Origin of the sequence: Brevibacillus sp. HB1.1, from assembly GCF_013332445.1 — a bacterium.
GTDB classification, from domain to species: Bacteria; Bacillota; Bacilli; order Brevibacillales; family Brevibacillaceae; genus Brevibacillus; species Brevibacillus porteri.
Genome location: NZ_JABMIV010000005.1, coordinates 49399 through 66709 on the forward strand (window position 1 = coordinate 49399; position 17311 = coordinate 66709).

The 17311-nt window shown below is 46.9% G+C and carries 20 protein-coding genes; 14 read left to right on the forward strand and 6 right to left on the reverse strand.

What is annotated here, in order from left to right:
* Positions 1–63 precede the first annotated feature (63 nt).
* Positions 64–816, forward strand: coding sequence for an alpha/beta fold hydrolase (locus HPY27_RS14930; RefSeq protein ID WP_017251976.1), 753 nt, complete (start codon positions 64–66; stop codon positions 814–816).
* On the opposite strand, the gene HPY27_RS14935 is transcribed toward HPY27_RS14930, so the two are convergent.
* From HPY27_RS14935 to HPY27_RS14945, 3 genes are all read right to left on the reverse strand, one after another.
* Entirely contained in the window at positions 794–1192 is a 399-nt protein-coding gene (locus tag HPY27_RS14935; RefSeq protein WP_017251977.1) for a hypothetical protein, read from the reverse strand. The two genes, HPY27_RS14930 and HPY27_RS14935, sit on opposite strands and share 23 nt — an antisense overlap.
* Positions 1193–1225: 33 nt before the next feature.
* A complete protein-coding gene (locus HPY27_RS14940; protein ID WP_017251978.1) occupies positions 1226–1750 on the reverse strand; it encodes an ImmA/IrrE family metallo-endopeptidase in 525 nt (174 codons plus the stop codon).
* 72 nt (positions 1751–1822) lie between these two features.
* Positions 1823–2269, reverse strand: a complete 447-nt coding sequence (locus HPY27_RS14945) for a helix-turn-helix domain-containing protein (RefSeq protein ID WP_026043354.1) — start codon at positions 2267–2269, stop codon at positions 1823–1825.
* A gap of 180 nt (positions 2270–2449) precedes the next feature.
* Here HPY27_RS14945 and HPY27_RS14950 point away from each other — a divergent pair, with 180 nt between their 5' ends.
* The 6 genes from HPY27_RS14950 (at position 2450) to HPY27_RS14975 (ending at position 7442) form a co-directional block, all read left to right on the forward strand.
* Positions 2450–2644, forward strand: coding sequence for a BhlA/UviB family holin-like peptide (locus HPY27_RS14950; protein WP_017251979.1), 195 nt, complete (start codon positions 2450–2452; stop codon positions 2642–2644).
* Positions 2645–2834: 190 nt separating this feature from the next.
* On the forward strand, positions 2835–3812 hold the full coding sequence (locus tag HPY27_RS14955) for a homoserine kinase (RefSeq protein WP_174225343.1): 978 nt from the start codon (positions 2835–2837) through the stop codon (positions 3810–3812).
* 95 nt (positions 3813–3907) lie between these two features.
* Complete coding sequence (locus HPY27_RS14960; protein WP_174225344.1) at positions 3908–4840, forward strand: cysteine peptidase family C39 domain-containing protein; 933 nt, start codon at positions 3908–3910, stop codon at positions 4838–4840.
* Positions 4841–5029: 189 nt separating this feature from the next.
* The gene (locus tag HPY27_RS14965) at positions 5030–6196 is read left to right on the forward strand and encodes a dicarboxylate/amino acid:cation symporter (RefSeq protein ID WP_017251983.1); all 1167 of its coding nucleotides are present in this window, start codon (positions 5030–5032) and stop codon (positions 6194–6196) included.
* Positions 6197–6406: 210 nt separating this feature from the next.
* The gene (locus HPY27_RS14970) at positions 6407–6787 is read left to right on the forward strand and encodes a hypothetical protein (RefSeq protein ID WP_017251984.1); all 381 of its coding nucleotides are present in this window, start codon (positions 6407–6409) and stop codon (positions 6785–6787) included.
* A 193-nt stretch (positions 6788–6980) separates the two neighbouring features.
* Positions 6981–7442, forward strand: coding sequence for a hypothetical protein (locus HPY27_RS14975; RefSeq protein WP_017251985.1), 462 nt, complete (start codon positions 6981–6983; stop codon positions 7440–7442).
* Between the two features lie 97 nt (positions 7443–7539).
* On the opposite strand, the gene HPY27_RS14980 is transcribed toward HPY27_RS14975, so the two are convergent.
* On the reverse strand, positions 7540–7977 hold the full coding sequence (locus HPY27_RS14980) for a Dps family protein (protein ID WP_017251986.1): 438 nt from the start codon (positions 7975–7977) through the stop codon (positions 7540–7542).
* Positions 7978–8064: 87 nt separating this feature from the next.
* Between HPY27_RS14980 and HPY27_RS14985 the strand changes: the two genes are divergently transcribed.
* On the forward strand, positions 8065–8697 hold the full coding sequence (locus tag HPY27_RS14985) for a molybdenum cofactor guanylyltransferase (RefSeq protein ID WP_174225345.1): 633 nt from the start codon (positions 8065–8067) through the stop codon (positions 8695–8697).
* Positions 8698–8734: 37 nt separating this feature from the next.
* Here HPY27_RS14985 and HPY27_RS14990 read toward each other — a convergent pair whose 3' ends face one another.
* The gene (locus HPY27_RS14990) at positions 8735–9319 is read right to left on the reverse strand and encodes a hypothetical protein (protein WP_174225346.1); all 585 of its coding nucleotides are present in this window, start codon (positions 9317–9319) and stop codon (positions 8735–8737) included.
* Positions 9320–9350: 31 nt separating this feature from the next.
* Complete coding sequence (gene fdhD, locus HPY27_RS14995; RefSeq protein ID WP_017251989.1) at positions 9351–10148, reverse strand: formate dehydrogenase accessory sulfurtransferase FdhD; 798 nt, start codon at positions 10146–10148, stop codon at positions 9351–9353.
* A 401-nt stretch (positions 10149–10549) separates the two neighbouring features.
* Between fdhD and HPY27_RS15000 the strand changes: the two genes are divergently transcribed.
* The 6 genes from HPY27_RS15000 (at position 10550) to HPY27_RS15025 (ending at position 17231) form a co-directional block, all read left to right on the forward strand.
* Positions 10550–11824 (forward strand): L-lactate MFS transporter, encoded by a 1275-nt coding sequence (locus tag HPY27_RS15000; protein WP_026043355.1) that lies wholly within the window; start codon positions 10550–10552, stop codon positions 11822–11824.
* Positions 11825–11877: 53 nt separating this feature from the next.
* Positions 11878–12243, forward strand: a complete 366-nt coding sequence (locus tag HPY27_RS15005; RefSeq protein ID WP_007722503.1) for a Na-translocating system protein MpsC family protein — start codon at positions 11878–11880, stop codon at positions 12241–12243.
* Between the two features lie 194 nt (positions 12244–12437).
* Positions 12438–14786 (forward strand): FdhF/YdeP family oxidoreductase, encoded by a 2349-nt coding sequence (locus HPY27_RS15010; protein ID WP_173623220.1) that lies wholly within the window; start codon positions 12438–12440, stop codon positions 14784–14786.
* 42 nt (positions 14787–14828) lie between these two features.
* A complete protein-coding gene (locus HPY27_RS15015) occupies positions 14829–16088 on the forward strand; it encodes a molybdopterin molybdotransferase MoeA (RefSeq protein WP_173623219.1) in 1260 nt (419 codons plus the stop codon).
* A gap of 3 nt (positions 16089–16091) precedes the next feature.
* The gene (gene mobB, locus HPY27_RS15020) at positions 16092–16607 is read left to right on the forward strand and encodes a molybdopterin-guanine dinucleotide biosynthesis protein B (RefSeq protein WP_174225347.1); all 516 of its coding nucleotides are present in this window, start codon (positions 16092–16094) and stop codon (positions 16605–16607) included.
* Between the two features lie 135 nt (positions 16608–16742).
* Positions 16743–17231, forward strand: coding sequence for a DUF2199 domain-containing protein (locus tag HPY27_RS15025; RefSeq protein ID WP_174225348.1), 489 nt, complete (start codon positions 16743–16745; stop codon positions 17229–17231).
* Positions 17232–17311 lie beyond the last annotated feature (80 nt).

Here is a 17311-nt window from a genome sequence, read left to right on the forward strand (position 1 = left end):
TTTTTCTAGGTTTGAGACATAATATATAGAACTATACATGGGAACGGAAACGAGGTGGGTAGGATGAGTCAAGCACGCAAAAAATGGTTTCAGGCACTCGTATTGGTGACACTTGGAGCGATTTGTCTGGCGATATGGTATTTGCAACCCTATCAACCCGATCAGGCAGCATTAACGGCCATGCAAGGCGGTGAAGGGATTACGGTCATGGATACGAATGACTGGATTATTTTCCAAGGCGGGGAGTCACGCGAGCCGGGACTCATCTTATATCCAGGAGCACTGGTCAAACCGGAGAGCTATGCACCGATTGCCCGTGCTTTGGCAGGCTACGGCTACCATGTTTTTCTCGCACGAATGCCGCTGAATTTGGCTGTAAGTGATATGACGCGAGCCACACAAGTATTAAAGGCGTACCCGAATAAAACGTTTGTCATCGGAGGACATTCGCTCGGTGGTACTATGGCAGCTCAATTCGCAGCAAACCATCCGGACCGAATCAGTGGAGTATTTTTGCTGGGAGCGTATCCGAACAGTCAGGGGAACTTGAAGAAGGTGAATTTGCCTGTGCTGTCTTTACTCGGATCTCGCGACGGTGTGATCCATATAGAAAAGTTTGAGGAGAGCAAGCAATACTTGCCGGAGCGTACCGTGTACATGTCCATAGAAGGGGGGAACCACTCCCAGTTCGGAAGCTATGGATCTCAGGAAGGCGACCAGCCCGCTGCCATTACCCCGCAGGAGCAGTGGCAGCAAACGGTGGCAGCGATCAAGGATTGGCTGCTTAATGAGGTTACGATGATGAACGTGGAATAATACCGGATACAACACCTGTAATGCGAATGTTTTCCGAGGGGAGTAGCATGGGGGTGTCTTGCTCGCGTGTGGTTGTAAACAGACATTCCAATGGATTGACGTCTGCTGCGATACGCACAAGGAACTGCCCCTCCTGTCGGATCAATACAGGTCTGTCTTTTACAGGTTCCATCGAAAAGTCTGAGATCAAGAGGGCGTCTCCGGGAAAAATACCGAGACCACGAAGGCCGTCATCTCGCATGATGAGAGCAAAGCGGGCCACGTGATAGCTGGCTACCTGCAAGGAGGGTAACAGCGACAGCTCCTCGTCTTGGTCCAAGGCGAGATCAAAAAAATGAGTCGTGTATGCATCTCCGGCAATAAAGACTCGTTTCATCAGGTTTCGCCTCCTACATAATAGCGTCGTAATTTACCCATAGACGGGAAAGCCTTTGGCATACATACGGCTCAGTATGCGCTCAAAACGGGCACGAGCAAGAGGCATCGGTACCTGAAAGCGCTGAGCCAACATAGCTGGAGCGTTGTATCGAGAACAATCAGCAAGCAAGGGGCTCATCATGTAAATGGGAAGCAGCAAATGCTCGGCAAAATGATTCGCCTGCGATTCTTGCCAGTCAATCATCCATTCGCTGCTCTGGGGCTGAATGCCTTCATGAAGGAGCAAATGGCCGAGTTCATGCGCGATTTTAACCCGTTGGGTAGCCAGATCGAGTCGCTCATCCACCGCAATGACATAACGTCCCGGCAAAAAAGGATGCGCGTGTGCACGACTCCTGCCGCAAATACGATGGATCTCGATGCCGTACGTCTCACACAGCAGATGCAGATCGATTTGTTCGGGCGAATCGATGCCGTGATGCTGAAGCAGCAAGTACACGCGACTCTCGAGCCATGTTTGCGGTTCGCAGATTTCTTTCAAAAGGGAGTGAAGCATCAAGAACCTCCTAAATGAATGGTGAGGAACGTACGTTCTGCTTTTCGCTGAAAAGAAAACCCCGCACTGGGGTTATTTTTTTTTGATGTCTTCCGTGATGTCAAACAAAGACGGAGGTCTTTCTTCGCGTACTTTACTGACTTTCCACTGTTTCTTCAAGTCGTACCAGTAGCGGCGAATTTCTTTTTTCTCCTCTTCTGAAGCGTCCAGATACCCGTCTAGGAAAAAGTAGTCGTCCGGGTCATCGATCTTTTCCTGCAAGAGCTCGTCCAACGAACGTTGATTTGTCTGCTCTGTTGTTGGGAGAAGATAGGCCGTGACTTCATCTGTGCGACCCAACAACCAATCGGTCGTGACGTCCAGCACATCAGCCAATTGCCGCAGCATGTCATTCGGTGGTGTGCTGTGGTTGTTCTCGTAGTTACTGATCGTCCCCTTGGTCGTGCAGACATGCTCTGCCAACTCTTCCTGGGTCAGACCTTTTGTCTTACGAGCTGTGCGTAAGCGCTGAGATAGCATGAGCGAGCCAGTCCTTCCTGTGAGGATGTACAAATTTATTGTACTAAATGAGAGCGAAAAAGAAAAGTATGGATATTAATTTTGTTTTCAACGAATTATGTACAAGCCTTTTGTACAAAATACAGATAAGGACGATGCAGGAACACTCGTTCTGTACAGCGACAAAAGGGGAGATCAAACATGGAAGATCAAGTAACAACCGTATTACTTCAGCAAGGGCCATTTGCTGCTTTGTTTGTCTGGTTGTTGTTTTATATTATGAAAGCAAATCGCGAGCGCGAGGGGCGTTTACAAGACTTGCTGGACAAATACAGCGACAAATACGATCTGATCCTCGAGGAATTGCGCGAGATCAAGGGAAAAGTAAAGAAATAACTCTTTTACTTATGTTGCCCGATTCCTTGAAGAGCTTATTCAGCAAAGGGGACAAATCGTTGCAGCCTGTACCAGACCTTGATCGGCCTTTAGCCATTCAAGGTCCTTTTTTACTTGCTGTGTCCTTTTCCACATTCACACGTCTTTCCTAATAAATTACCAATACTTAGCAAAAAGGAGCAGCATGACTATGCATCTACCCGTCGTCTACTCAACCATCTGTGAAAAAGCATTACAAAAAGTACTTCAGGAAGCATATCCAACTGAACAAATACAATCTGTTCACTACATGCTTCGAGGCATGAACGATACGTACCTCGTGGAGACGATCGATCAAAAACGAATATTCAGGCTGTATCGCAGCGATTGGCGAACAGAGGAAGCAGCAGTCGCTTTCGAGATGGAGCTGTTGCTCCATTTGAACAGACAAGGAGTATCTGTTTCTGTGCCAATTGCGGCCGGCTCAGGAAATCATGTCTTGAGACTGCAAGCAGCAGAGGGCAATCGCTTTGGTGCGCTGTTCACTTATGCCTGTGGCAAGGAGCAGGAGATCGATAGCGAGGAACTGAGCGCACGGTTTGGCAGAGCCGTTGCTGAGTTGCATGTCAAAGCAGAAGGTTTTTCCACCCAACAAGCTCGCGAGGTGTGGGACGTCAAGACGTTGATTCATCGCCCGTTAGCCATCATCGAGCCACGTCTGCAGCATCGGAAGGAAGATTTTCAAATTCTCCAAAAGCTGGCGATTGAGCTGGAATCCAAGCTGAACGAGCATATCCGTGCGGGACTTGACTGGGGGATTTGCCATGGAGACCTTCAAGGGAATTTTAATACGAATTTTTGCGAGGACAACACCTATACCCACTTTGATTTCGATCTGTGCGGATATGGTTGGCGGGCGTATGATCTGGCTGCTTTCAAGCTGAGCCGAATATTGATCGAAGAAGATGACGAACTGGTGGAATTGCTATGGCGTGCTTTCCTAAAAGGATATACCGAGGTTCGTCCCCTATCTGAAAACGATCAGGCTGCGATGTCTCTCATGACAGGTATTCGCCAATTGTGGCTAATGGGGCTTTGCATGCATGATCCTCAAATCATGGGTAACAGCGAATCAGATGATGCTTTCGTGAGTGAGAAGATACAATTTTTCAGCAAATATTTCGCGTGAACGAGAAATGTTTTTGCAAAGCGTTGTCAGAAAAACATGCGACCCGAAGTCAATGATAGGTAAGCCATACATTGACGAGAAAGAGGGAGAAACGCATGTTACCGTACATCGGAAGTGGCCACTACTGCTACGCAAATTCATCATCAATGCTTTTGGAGACAATTGGGGAGAAGGTATCGCCTGCCGTACTCGAGGTACTCTCCGGCGTAGGAGTCGGAGCCATCTGGTATGAGGAGCAGAAAGTCATTTATTTCGGACAAGTGATTCCTGATCGTGGTGTCAGTCATGCGCTAGAACTGCTTGGTTTTCGTTGGACGGAAAAGTCAGGAGATGCGGAGGGTGAGCCACCGTTGGCGGAATTACGGCGCGATTTGGAAAAGGGGCCCGTGTTGCTCGGACCGCTTGATATGGGCTACCTGACTTATAACCCAAATGCTCAGTACTTGGGTGGCGCTGATCATTTTGTTCTTGCGTACGAGATGGATGATCAATCGATCTACGTGCATGATCCCGCAGGTTTTCCTTTTGTCAGCCTGCCGTTGTCTCAGTTTGTCCTGGCGTGGAAGGCTGAGAAAATCTTTGATGGCCTCTTTTCCTACCATTATTGGACAGCACCAAAGCGTGTAGGCAATCCGACAGAGGAGGAGCTGGTTGCAAATGCGCTTCGTTTATACAAAGGAATCTATCAGGAAAGTGCAGCGGCGGAACCAAACCCTTCGATCCTATACGGAAAGGAAGCAATCTTGCGTGTAGTGAAGCGGATGGAAGAGGAAGATGGACTTTCACCAGCGGAAATGGGCCACTTATCCTATTTTGCATTCCAGCTAGGGGCGAGGCGAGCGATGGATTTCGCTGTATTTTTCTCGAAGTATGAGCCAGAGCTGGCGGCGATCAAAGAGAAGCAAGCGAAGCAATTCGGACGTTGTCACACACTGACCGTAGAAAAGAATGAGAAAGAACTCGCGGATGCCATGCGCGTGCTGGCACATATCGAAGAAGAATTTCGCCAAGTGGTTTGCGCCAAATAATATCGTTCCCCCAAGTGAGTAAGCAACGCTCATTGGGGGTTTTTCTTTAATTTAAATATTATTACTTTTTTATGATTCATGACAATCTCATCCCGGATGTGTTACCTTGTTATTCATTAGTCCATGTAAAGGAGACACAGTCCATTCCACGTGGACGTTTTTTACCAACACGTAACGGGGGTTCAATTCATGAAACAGCTAGGTTTACTACCCAAAATCCTGATCGCCATTGTCCTTGGGATCGGGATTGGCTCCATTTCGCCAATTTGGGTTGTGAAAGGATTGGCTACATTTAGTGGCCTATTTGGAAATTTCCTCGGATTTGCGATTCCGTTGATTATCATTGGATTTATCGCGCCAGGCATCGGTGAGCTGGGCAAAGGGGCAGGGCGCTTGCTTGGGGTAACCACAGGGGTGGCTTACTTATCTACGATCCTTGCAGGAGCGCTTGCTTATTTGGTCAGTACGAGTATTTTTCCACACATTCTTGAGGTAGGTGGACTGGCGAATCAGTATGCCAACCCAGAGAACGCACTGGTGAAGCCGTTCTTTACGGTGGACATGCCGCCGATTGTAGGTGTGATGACAGCATTACTGCTCGCCTTCACCCTTGGTCTAGGGGCGACTGTCATCAAAGGGAAAGCCCTGCAAAATGTGATGGTAGACTTGAGAGATATCGTAGAGAAGCTCATTGCTTCCGTCATTATCCCGTTGCTTCCATTACATATCCTGTCTGTATTTTCCAACCTGACCTATGGTGGACAAGTCACCATGATTTTGTCCGTGTTCGTTAAAGTTTTCGTTATGATTATTGCCTTGCATCTATTTTATCTGTTCGTGCAGTACTTGGTAGCGGGCCAGATGGGGCGCAAAAACCCATTCACGCTGATGAAAAATATGCTTCCCGCTTACTTCACAGCGATTGGAACACAATCCTCTGCGGCCACCATTCCTGTGACACTGAACCAGACCAAGAAAAACGGTGTGAGTGACAAGATCGCGGATTTCGTTGTTCCACTCTGTGCGACGATCCATCTTTCTGGAAGCACGATTACGCTTGTCAGCTGTTCCATGGCAGTCATGATGCTAAACGGAATGACGACATCATTCGACGTGATGTTTCCATTCATTTTGATGCTTGGTGTAACGATGATTGCCGCACCAGGTGTGCCGGGCGGAGCAGTCATGGCGGCACTGGGATTGATGGAGTCTATGCTCGGATTTACTACCACGTTGACTTCGTTGATGATTGCTTTGTACATTGCGCAAGATAGCTTTGGTACCGCTTGTAACGTAACAGGTGATGGAGCGATTGCTGTGATTACAGATCGATTGAGTGAAGAGAAAGTAGCTTGATGATGTAATAGAAAGAAGTAGGGGAAAAAGACCTGTCCATTTTTGGATAGGTCTTTTTTTGTAGGATTCTGAGTGCTTATGCTATAATTCGACAAAATTTTTGCGAGAAATTACATAAAACAACAAATAAAGGCAAAAAACATTATGTTTTGACAATTTTTGAATAAAATGGTATATTCCAATTATCCCAAAATATAGGAGGCAATCATTGTGAAAAAAATCTTACTCGCATTGACACTAGTATTTGCACTATCCTCATCCGCATTTGCTGCGAATACGGAAACAGAACCTAACGATACCTTTGAAATGGCGAATACTTTGGAGATTAACTCCTCTATCTTAGGTCAAGGGGAGAACGGTGATTGGGATACGTTTGTTTTTGTAGCAAATCAAACCGGAAAAATGAAAACGAACCTTACCAATAAGAACCAATCAGTAGTTCCATACGTTGTATTGGCTTCAGACAAAACTACCAGCCTTGCAGAGACTTCTGGTGAAGCAGAATTCGATGTAGTTGCTGGTGAAACATACTATATAAGACTCTGGTCTATTGGAAAATCCGATTACACTCTCTCATTGAACAATCTGTAAATATTCTTGAAAAAATACAGATAGCTTTTTACGAAAGCAGATTATGGCTTTGTAAAAAAGCTATCTTTTTATTTTGTAACCTGTGGCTATGATTGGGTGCTTCAAATTCCCATTTTCAACTAGTGAGAATTATATTATCATTGGGTATAATTCCATCATTCTACTTTTTGCGAAAAGGGGAATACATAACGCAATGTTTAACGAACGGAAAGCGTTACAAATGACATTGCAGGCCATGCTAGAACAGCGTATGGCACTGCGTCGACAGTATGTCGATCAGGACAAGCAGTTGGGAGCTGACATCAAGCAGCTTTTGAGCCGCATTCGTGAGTTGGATAACGAAGCCGGGATCGGAGACGATGAAAGCTCAGAAGATACAGCTATGTCGACAGAGGAATTTTCCGATGATCTGATGAAGCGAATGAAGGTGAGAAAGGCGCACATCCGTCACGATTATTTGGAAGTTGCAAAGCACATCGAAAACCTGTTACAGGAAGCGATGTCTCCGATGTCATTGGCTGATCTCTGTTCCGTGTTGAAAGCACGGCACCAGGTAGAGTTTGCGAGTCCCTACATTGGTGTACAGAAGTCATTAAAGTATCTACCCCAAGTAAAAGTAGAAAAGGACGGGCGGAAACTGATATTTTCACTTTAGGCAACCAGGGTGGATAAGCAGTTTCACGGGAGGCAAAACCCAAAAAAGGCGATGTGTCTATGCACAATCGCCTTTTGGTGTCTATTGATTTACTTGCTTATTGCAAGAAGGACTTGAGCATCCAAATGTGTTTTTCCAGGCCACTGCGGATTCCCAGCAGCATATCGGCTGTCGCTTCATCGTCAGCTTGGTCTGCCGTTTCCATAGCCAGCTTCAGCTCGTCTACGAGAATGGAGAAGTCTCTTGCGATCGTTTCTACCATTTGCTCAGCTGTTTCGCTTCCTTCTGCTTCGGTGATGCTCGCTGTGTTCAGACATGCAGCCAAAGTCGCTACAGGTTTTCCACCGATGGAGAGGACACGTTCAGCGAGGGAATCAAGATTCGCTGCTGCTTCGTTGTACAATTCCTCAAATTTTGCGTGGAGCGTAAAGAAGTGAGGTCCTTTTACATTCCAGTGAAAATTGTGTAGTTTCGTATAGAGGACTGTCCAGTTCGCCACTTGTTTATTTAGAACGCTGTAGAGTGTGTTTTCCATCGAGAATCTCTCCTTATTTATAATTATTATTTGTTTAAACTTATTATAAACTAATAAGGATTATTGTCAACACCCAGGAGGAAATTTATGCAGCAGCTGCGTATCGGTGCGGTTATCTTAGCGGGCGGAAAAAGCAGCAGAATGGGCTCGCCCAAGCAAAAATTACCGTGGAGGGACGGAACCTTTTTAACAGAGCTGGTAAAGGAAGTACAGGCGGTTGGTTTGTCTTGTTTCATTGTAGCGAACGATTTTTCGGACACTCAAGTGACACAAAAGGAACAAATTGATGAACAGCCCGTCACAATTACACCTGATCTGGTACCATCCTGTGGCCCTGTCAGTGGACTGGTTACTGCCTTTCGCGTAAGTTCCGAGGATGCTTTGCTGGTATTGTCCTGTGACCTACCTTTTATGGATCGTGGGCAAATCGCCAAACTTATTGAATTTGCGAGGGAGAGAAACGATTGGGATGTGATTGTCGCCCAATCAGAGGAACGAATCCACCCATTATGTGCAGTGTACCATCGGAGAACACAGACCAATTGGGAGCAGGCGCTGTTGCATGGACAGCGAAAACTGATGCGGACTTTAGATGAACTGCGCGTGGTGCCCTTGCCTGATGAATGGTTGGACCCTTGGGCTGTTTTTAATGTCAACACGCCTGAAGAGTACGAACAGGCCAAAATTGAAGAAGAACGCAGAAAGACAGGACATGCTTGAGGTATGTCCTGTTTTTTGTTTGGAAAAAAGAGGCTTTTCATAGAGGGCTATCATACAAGCGTTTCTCTGGACAAACCGTATAAATAGTAGTGATGGCTAACGAAAGGAGGGAAGCGCAATGATAAGAAAGTGCAAAAAACAAGGCAAACACCACGACCACCACTGTTGCTGCAAAAAACACGACAAGCATCACGACCACCACTGCTGCTGCAAGAAACACGACAAGCATCACGACAAGCATCACGACAAGCATCACGACAAGCATCACGACAAGCATCACGACCACCACTGTAGTTGCAAGAAACATGACGATTACTACGAGCTTCACTGCTACTACAAAAAACGCGATGAGCCGCATTGCTGCTGCAAAAAGCATGAACATTGCCACGATCACTGCTGTTGCTGCAAATGCCATGATTGCAAATGCTTTGAAAAACATGACCATCACTGTTGCAAGAAGTATGAAATAGATGATGAAGAAGAGGACGACGACGACGAAGACGAAGATGATGACGACAGCCATTGCAAGCATCACAAAAAGAAACATTGCTGCTGCAAATAATAAACTCCCACGTACAAAGAACAAAAGCCCGAGAGATAACTCGGGCTTTGAGATTACCAACAGCTTGTCCCGCTTTTGATTGAATCCTCCTTTAAGGTAGGAGGATTCTCTGGGCTTGTGTATACACGTTCATTTTGTCATTGCGGATAAATCCGACAGCGGTGAGCTTCAGCTCATCTGCCAATTGTAGGGCGAGATCAGTTGGAGCGGACTTGGATAATATGATGCCAGCACCAATCTTGGCAGCCTTGAGCAGCACCTCAGACGAGATGCGTCCACTGAAGACAAGAATTTTGTCCGTGGTCGAAATGTCATCTCGCAAGCATTTCCCATAGATTTTGTCGAGAGCATTGTGACGTCCGATGTCGGAGAACTGAAGCAAAACTTCATCCGGTGTACAGAGAGCTGCATTGTGGACGCCACCTGTTTGGCGGTGGATCTCAGACGACGCTTGCAATTCTTTCATCAGGCGCATGCACTGAGCAGGGGTGACAGTTGTTGTGCTTTCAACGGGCTTTGCTGTGCGCGCATCACTAAAAAAGTAAAAGGATTGTCTGCTTTTTCCGCAGCAGGAAGTAATTCTGCGTTTGGAGTAAAAGCTCTGTGACAAAATTGTTTCTTTATGCAAATCAACGTAAGCAAACCCTTGGGCCTCATTAATCGTAAGCTGTTTGATTTCCGAGTAGCTCTTGATAACGCCCTCGGCTGCGAGAAAACCGATGACCATTTCTTCCAGGTCGGCCGGAGTACATACGATTGTAGCGAATTCCTCATCATTGAGGAAAATGGTGAGGGGGTACTCGGTAACGATTTCGTCGTCTTCCCAGCCATGTTGGTCAGCCGAAATTTTCAACACAGGCAATCGGGTGGTGATGGTTAGTTCGGACATACGGGCCTCCTTTTTGTCGAAAATATGAAGTTTTTATGGCTATTTTGTGAGGAAAATATTGTCGAGTGAACGCTTACATGGTAGTATACTATGTGAGATGAAAAGTGTCATAAAATTTTCGTCTTTCCATGTATGCATAGCGTAAGGACAGATTGACACGGAGCAGCGACCCTGCCACCGATTATTTTGTAGCCTTGCAGCGAATTACATAGTGAACACAATGCTTGTTGATGCTGATGTAGCGTTCCTGCTGATGATTAACTGCTGTGTTTCATCGTAGCCCTCGTTTCCATTTGTGGAGACCTGGGTGAGTCGGTGAAATCAGCAGTTTTTCTTTTTTTCGAGAAGGCTGCTGATGGATCCACAGCATGCGAAAGACCATTGCGAAGGAGATGAATGATTTGGAACAAAAAGTGAAAAACCGCTGGCTCATCGCGTTGGCTGCGGTAGGCATCCACATCTCGATTGGATCGGTATACGCATGGAGTGTATTCACCAAGCCAATTACCGAGCAGTTCGGCTGGGACTTGCCAGACGTTCAATTTACGTTTAGTATTGCGATCTTGTTCTTGGGGCTGTCTGCTGCCTTTCTCGGTCATTATGTAGAAAAGCACGGCCCGCGCAAAGCTGGCATTCTCGCATCTATCTTTTTTGGAGTAGGAACTGTCGGGGCTGGCTTGGCGATTCAATTGAGCAGTTTGCCTCTGTTGTACTTATGTTATGGCGTGCTGGGTGGTATCGGACTTGGGGTAGGCTATATTACGCCAGTATCGACGTTGGTCAAATGGTTTCCGGATCGCCGTGGTTTAGCAACAGGTCTTGCGATTATGGGCTTCGGCTTTGCTTCCATGATTGCCAGTCCGATTATGAACGCTTTGATTGCAAATGTAGGTATCGCGAACACCTTTTATATTTTGGGCATTATTTATTTCGTTGTAATGTTGGCTTCGGCTCAATATTTGGCTCCACCTCCAAAAGGTTGGGTACCGGCTGGATTTTCCGCTGAGGGAAGAGCTGGCAGCAAGCAAATCAAAAAAGATTTGTGTCAATTGACTGCCAATGAAGCGATCAAGACACGCCGTTTTTACTGGCTGTGGCTGATGTTGTTCATCAATGTGACATGTGGAATCGCGGTTATTTCGGTAGCATCGCCGATGGCGCAAGAAATGGTGGGCATGTCTGTCGGAACAGCAGCTCTGATGGTAGGGCTAAACGGTTTGTTCAACGGTGGTGGACGCATCGGATGGGCGTCTCTGTCTGATTTCATTGGACGACCAAATACGTACACAGCTTTCTTTGCCATCCAAATGGTATTGTTCTTCCTATTACCGAATTTGACCAATCCAATCCTGTTCATGGTTGCGATGTTTATCATTATGACCTGTTACGGTGGTGGCTTTGCATCCATTCCGGCATACATTGGTGACTTGTTTGGAACGAAGCAATTGGGTGCGATTCACGGCTATATTCTGACGGCATGGGCTGCTGCCGGCTTGGCAGGACCGATCTTTGCAGCATGGGTTCGCAAGACGACAGAAAGCTATACAGGAACTATGAGTGTTTTCGCAGGAATGTTCGTTGTCGCTCTGGTGATCTCGCTAATAGTCCGTCTGGATATCAAAAAACTGAAGGAAGAAGCCAAACAAAGAGAAAAGTCTGTTGAATTGGCTAGTTAATCAATGGTAAAGTTTAAGTAGAGAATGATTTGAAGTAAAGGTGATTTTCCTCGATGAATAAGTTCGAAGCAGAATTCAGTAATTTGGTCAGGGCTTTCCGAAAGCGCCATATGGGAAAGGGACCTAGCAAGATCAGCACCACGTTCTGCAAGAACTGGGCGATCTGCGAGATGGAAGGCAACCTTTCTCCGGTGGAAAAGTTCATCGCCACTTCGGAAGACGGAAAGCAGACATTACGAGCTGCCCGAACCGAAATGGTCAAAGAGATCTATCGGAAACACCAGCCAGTTGACATGGAAGCGTTTCTTGGAGCAAAACTCGTTGATCTTTTCGTCGATATTGACATTGAACGGGATTTTGGAATGTCGATCTTTGTTTTTGATCAAGACATCGAAAAAAGAATGAAAAACGAACCGTAAGTCTAAACGAAGCAGCGTTCCTGTTCACCGGCTTAGACGTAACGGAATTCGCGAAAGCAAACACGAAGTTGAGACTAGGTAGCGAACCTGCCGTAGACAACCACCGTGAACACGCTCTTTTCCTATAGGACAAGGGACGGTTTCATGGTGGTTTTTTCGTTTCAATGGAGTTTATTAGAGGGGAGACAAAAGAAATGGGCAAGACCAAGCATGGAGGACCAATTAAGCTGGATACTTCGTGGAAGCCTTCCTTATGGGCTTCACTGATGCCGATGGGACTCGGAAAAATCAAGCCGCATCACATTCGCGATACGATGAAGGTGGCCTATGACAATCGCGATAATTTGGGCTATGCGTATCGTATTTTGACACAAGGGGTATGTGATGGTTGTGCTCTCGGCGTATCCGGTCTCTACGATCAGACGTTGACTGGTCCTCATTTGTGCACCACGCGACTGAATGTACTGCGTCTAAATACTATGTCTGCCATGGATGCCAAATGGTTTGAAGACGTGAATGCGTTGCGCAAGCTATCTAGCGAAGAATTGCGCAAGCTGGGAAGAATTCCGTATCCACTTTCAAGAAAGCCAGGCGAAAACAAGTTCACCCGCATTAGCTGGGATGAAGCGTTAAACCGCATCGCCACAAAAATTAAAAACATCAGCCCGAAACAGCTGGCCTTTTTCTTGACGGCTCGTGGGATTACCAACGAGGTATACTACACGGCAGCTAAAATGGCTCGTTTCCTCGGAACCAACAACATCGACAACGCATCACGTATTTGTCACTCGCCGAGTAAGACAGCACTAAAGCGTTCGGTTGGAATTGGTGCATCGAGCTGTAACTATCAGGATTGGATCGGTACCGATGTGCTCGTATTCTGGGGCTCTGTACCAGGTAACAACCAGCCTGTATCGACGAAATACATGTATGCTGCGAAAAAAGCAGGAACGAAAATCATCCTGATCAACCCGTACAGAGAGCCAGCGATGGAGAAGTACTGGATTCCATCTGTACCGGATAGTGCTTTGTTCGGAACGAAGATTGCAGACGATTTCTACCAAGTGAACATTGGCGGCGACATTGCATTCATGAACGGCGTGATGAAGATTTGGTTCGAGATGGAGGAAGCCAAACCAGGTTCTGCGATCAATCATGAATTCATCAAGGAGCACGCAAACGGAATCGAAGAGCTGCGCAAGCATGTGATGAATGAATCGTGGGACAAAATCATTGAATCCTCCGGTCTCAGCCGTGAGCGTATCAAAGAATTCGCGCAACTGCTCGCCAACTCCAAAAATGGCGTATTCGTATGGAGTATGGGACTGACCCAGCACAAATTCGGTACGGACAATATTTCTCAAGTAGCCAATCTGGCTACCCTGCGTGGATTCTTCGGTCGTAAGCACACAGGTCTCATGCCTATTCGCGGTCACTCCGGCGTACAAGGCTCCGGTGAAATGGGTGCCGATCCATTTAGCTTGCCTGGCGGAGACTTCGAAGAAAAATCGTGGGACCGCATTGAAAAGATCTGGAACTTCCCGATCCCGAAATGGCAAGGGGATATCGTGGGTATTACTTTGGAAAATGCAGTGTTGCCAGATGGACACGAGCGCAAGACCAGACTGTTCTACACGAGCGGTGGTAACTTCCTGGAGACGATGCCAGATCCGGACTTCATGGAAAAATGCTTGGAAAGCGTAGAGCTACGTGTACATCAGGACATCATTTTCAATACATCTACGTTGGTGGACGCCAAGGAAGAAGTGATCGTTCTGCCGGCAATGACTCGTTACGAGCAGCCGGGTGGCGGAACTTCGACTAGTACAGAGCGTATGGTCTACTTCAGTGCAGAAGTCGAAGGGCCACGTATTGAAGAAGCCCGTTCGGAATGGGAGATTTACGTAGACTTGGCGGCACGGGTAAATCCAGAGAAAAAGCATCTGATGCACTTCTCCAATGCGGCTGAAATTCGCGCAGAGATCGCCCTAGCGAATCCGAACTACGACGGCATCCAGCATTTGAAAAACCGTGGAGATGTCTTCCAATGGGGTGGCGCATGGTTGTGTGAAGATGGCGTATGCCCAACACCAGACGGACGTGCGAATCTGATCCCGATTGAGATTCCGGATTTGAACAAGCCAGAGGGCCACTTCTATGTAACGACTCGTCGGGGCAAGCAGTTCAACTCGATGGTCTATAGCAAGAAAGACCCGTTCAACAATGCGGACCGTTATGATATCCTGATCAATGCAGAGGATGCAAAAGAACTGCGCATTGCAGAAGGCGAAAATATCGTCGTTTACAATAAATATGGAACGTTCCAAGGACGGGCCAAATTCGAGGACACCAGACGCGGAAACATTCAAGTACACTGGCCGGAAGGAAACGTACTCATTCCGAAGGGTGTATACGAGACATACGCAGGTATTCCCGAATACAATACAGCCGTGAAGGTTGAAAAAGCGGACACTTTCCACGCCAACAAAGATTTGAAATACGTGGAGAGAGAAGTAGAAGATTTGGAAGTAAACGTCGGCTGACGAGCTGTAGCAATGGGTGGTCAAGATTAGGAGGAACAAGCCATGCGTTTTTCGCGACAAACACTCTCGGTTGAAGAAGCGATGAGCAAGCTGTTGGCAAAATTGCTGACAGGGAGAACGGAACAAGTGCAGATCGGGGAGGCATACGGGCGGATACTGGTCTCTGATCTATGTGCAACATACGATTTGCCGCACTTTGACCGATCGCCGCTGGATGGGTTTGCCGTGAGAGCTGCGGATACGGTTGGGGCCTCCGTTGACCACCCGATTACGCTAACAGTGCTAGAGACGGTTGCGGCCGGGCAAGTACCTACTAGAGAATTGAAAAAGGGCTACGCTACGCGGATCATGACAGGTGCGATGATGCCTGCGGGTGCGGATGCGGTCATCATGTTTGAGCAAACGTACAACCCAGCCGAAGAGGCGGATGCTGTACGGCTCAAGCGGGAGATGAAGCCTGGGGAAAATGTATCGCGTCGCGGTGAAGAGATGGCCGCAGGAACGATCATTGCCAAGGCGGGCGAGCGGATTAACGCAGGTACTCTCGCCAGTTTGGCTACGTTTGGCTATTCGCAGGTTGAGGTGTTCTGCAAGCCGCGTGTCGGTCTGATTTCGACTGGAAGCGAGCTGCTGGAGATTGATCAGCCGCTTGCTCCAGGCAAAATTCGCAACAGTAATACGGTGATGCTGACTGCCTTGATTGCCGAGGCAGGGGGCATCCCTGTTTCGTTTTCAAGACTGCCGGATGATTTGTCGGTGGCAAAGACGAAAATCAATGAATGCTTGCAGGGCGTGGATCTGGTCATTTCAAGCGGCGGTGTGTCCGTTGGGGATTTTGATGTGATCGCGGCATTAGTGGATGAGCCCGAGGTGGAGCTTCTGTTCAACCGGATCGCGATACGTCCGGGAAGTCCGACAACAGCGATGATCATGGAAGGCAAGCCTTTTATTGCCCTATCAGGTAATCCGGGTGCCTGTTTTCTCGGATTTGAGTTATTTGCGCGAACAGCGATTCGTCGCATCTCGGGAGAAGCCCATGTAATGCAGCAGGTGATTAAGGCGAGACTTGGTGTCGATTATACGAAGCCTTGTCCATACCCGCGTTACCTGCGAGGAAAGCTCCTTGAAAAAGACGGGGTTTTGCACGCGATCCCTGATTTTAATGAAAAGGCAGGGAATCTGGGGACGTTGAAGGACAGTGAATGCTTTATGATCATACCAGCCGGGGGAAGCGGGCAAAAAGCAGGAGAGCTGGTTGATGTTCTCACGCATACCGCCCCAACCTGGAGAAGAGAGGGATAGCGAATGGTTAAGCCACCTTGTGTTTTGCAGATTGTTGGTTATTCGAACAGTGGCAAGACGACGCTGCTCACCAAGCTCATTCCGATCCTCGAAAAGGCAGGGATAAGAGTCGGGGTCATCAAGCATGACGGGGGACATGATTTTGAGTGGGATCAGCCAGGGAAGGACACCTGGCGTTATCGTGAAGCCGGAGCATCGCTTGTTGCTATCACTTCGAAAACGAAGACAGCCATCGTGGAGCAAAAGCCGCAGGAGTTGTCCGTCCTTATCCAGCGCTTAGCAGTCGCCGGGGCCCAGCTCGTTTTAGTAGAAGGCTTCAAGCGTGAAGGTTTTCCCAAGCTCGTCCTGCTTCGCAGGCCAGAAGATGAGGAGCTTTTATCGATCGTTACTCATCTGGTAGGGATCGTAGGTTGGTCAGACAATCGTCAGCCGGGGTTGCCATTTTTCGATATTAATGACATAGACAACTTGGCCACGTTTGTAAGGGAACGGGTATCCGTTTGGTATTGTCAAAACTGATTAGAATAATTGAGATCATTCCAGCTTGGGTTGGGATGATCTTTTTTTGTAGCACTTGCTGGCAAGTTATCCATGTAATGAAAGATGTGGTAATGTAAATAAAAAATCGGCGAGAAATGATAAGGAGCAAAGAACATGAAATGCCCTCACTGTAACGAAGAATTAAATGAACTTCCTTTCTGTTATGGAATGGAAGCACCACATTATTTTTACATGGTACCAGAAGAGAAAAGAACAGAATTAATAAAAGATTTTTGTGTAATTGATGAACAGCATTTCTTTATTAGAGGACACATTGAAATACCAATATTGGATACAAATGAGAAGTTTATATGGAGTGTTTGGGTTTCTCTTAGTGAAGAAAACTTTTTGAAATCAAATGAACTGCTGCACGTAGAAGGAAGAGAAAATGAAGAGCCTTATTTTGGTTGGTTATCGACTGAACTTTCCATCTATCCCGAAACGACACTATCATTAAAGACATTGGTACATACACAAGAAGTTGGTGCGGTTCCATTAATAGAAGTAGAACAAACGAGTCATCCACTTGCAGTTGAACAAAGAGAAGGAATTACAATGGATAGAGTGAAAGAAATTGCTCATTTAATCAATCATACTAAGTAAATGGATTGCTTCAATCTGGTAGTTTTGGACGTATATATTCACTCCAATGGCTGATAAACTTGCAGCATGTTTCAAAATAA